Annotated in this window: 1 protein-coding gene and 1 pseudogene; one reads left to right on the top strand and one right to left on the bottom strand. The window is 43.5% G+C overall.

Annotated elements, in window-relative coordinates; genetic code table 11:
* A partial coding sequence (locus IRT38_RS17345; RefSeq protein ID WP_135897997.1) for a recombinase family protein occupies positions 1–268 on the bottom strand: 268 nt, incomplete at its 3' end.
* Between the two features lie 94 nt (positions 269–362).
* On the opposite strand from IRT38_RS17345, the pseudogene IRT38_RS17350 reads away from it, so the two are divergent.
* Positions 363–1893: pseudogene (locus IRT38_RS17350) on the top strand (Tn3-like element ISAcsp1 family transposase); the annotation flags it as partial.

The raw sequence follows: 1893 nt of genomic DNA on the forward strand, positions 1-1893 counted from the left end.
CTTGTAATGACTGTACGAGATCCACGGTGCTTCTGCCCCAGCGTGTCAATTCCGTCACCAAGATGGCATCGATTTCACGAGATTGCGCCATGGTCATCAAGTATTTTCTTTGCAATCTCTCATCCTTACTGCCTGATGCAGTTTCTTTCCAAACACCGACAACATCGTAGCCGCAACGATTGGCGTAGGCACGTAGGTCATATTCCTGTCGTTCGCAGGACTGATCGTTCGTTGATACTCGGCAATAAATGGCCGCATTCTGTCCCAATTGAACCTCCTTGCGAAATTGCAGCGCAAAGCTAAGCGTGGCGGTACAAAATAATGTACCTTTAATAGTTTAGTTTATTTGGGACTAATGAGCCATGCCGCGCCATTCTATTTTGTCGTCCACGGAATTGGGAAGCCTGTTCGAAATTCCAGATGATAGAGCTTTTATGCTTCAGCATTACACTCTGAGTGATTCTGATAAATCCATAGTCCATCAACATCGAGGGGCATCCAACAAGCTAGGCTTTGCAATTCAACTTTGCTACATGCGTTACCCTGGAGTGATATTGGGTATTAACGACGAACCATTCAAACCCTTACTTTTCATGATGGCTGCTCAACTTAGTATATCAGTGGACTGCTGGAATGATTATGGTCAGCGCGAGCAAACAAGACGAGAACATATTGCCGAATTGAAAAAAGTTTTTGGGTTCAAACTATTCACCTTGAGTGACTATCGGCAATCGGTCAATATGATGGTGGATTTGTCCCTTCAGACAGATAAAGGTCTTATTTTAGCCACAACTCTCGTTGAAAATTTACGACAAAAATCAGTCCTTTTGCCAGCTATAAATGCAATTGATAGTATTTGCGCAGAAGCAATCACATCTGCCAACCGCATAATTTATACTGCTTTGACGAGCTCACTTTCAGAAACTCATCGTCAAAATATAGATGCTTTGCTGAACCGTAAAGAGGGCAGCAAACTGACAATATTGGGGTGGCTTAGACAGTCACCAGCTAAACCAAACTCAAAGTACATGCTTGAGCACATTGAGCGGCTGAAGTGCTTACAAGCCATCGATCTACCTGAAGACATTGGAAAACACGTTCATCAAAATCGCTTACTGAAAATTGCTCGCGAAGGTGGGCAAATGACTCCTGCTGATTTGGCCAGATTTGAATCTCAACGTCGATATGCCACTTTGGTAGCAATCGTTGTGGAGAGTATGGCCACGATCACCGACGAAATTATTGACCTGCATGATCGCATTATTGGAAAGCTATTTGCTATCGCAAAAAATAAACACCAGCAACAATTTCAATCATCAGGTAAAGCGATCAACGACAAAGTGCGTTTGTATGGGCTTATCGGGAAAGCCTTGCTAGATGCCAAGCAAAATGGCAGTGATCCGTTTGCCGCCATCGAAACTGTTATTTCATGGGATGCTTTTGCAGCAAGTATTACTGAGGCAGAAAAACTGGCGCAACCCGAAGACTTTGATTTTTTACCACGAATTGGCGAGAGCTATGCAACTTTACGCCGTTACGCGCCAGAACTTCTTGCCATACTTAAATTGCGTGCTGCCCCAGCAGCAAAAGATATGCTTGCCGCTGTAGAGTTGCTCCGCAGCATGAATGTTGATAATACACGAAAAATCCCCTCTAATGCTCCAATAGCGTTTATCAAAAAACGGTGGGCAAGACTAGTCTTTACCGATGATGGTATTGATCGCCGCTATTACGAAATATGTGTGTTATCTGAACTTAAAAACTCGCTACGGGCTGGGGATCTCTGGGTACAAGGCTCTCGCCAATTCAAAGACTTCGATGAGTATTTAGTGACTGCTGATAAATTTAATCAGCTAAAACAGTCCAATGAGTTACCTCTAACCATTACTACTG

Origin of the sequence: Acinetobacter sp. SK-43, from assembly GCF_015351505.1 — a bacterium.
In the GTDB taxonomy this organism is placed as follows: domain Bacteria; phylum Pseudomonadota; class Gammaproteobacteria; order Pseudomonadales; family Moraxellaceae; genus Acinetobacter; species Acinetobacter junii.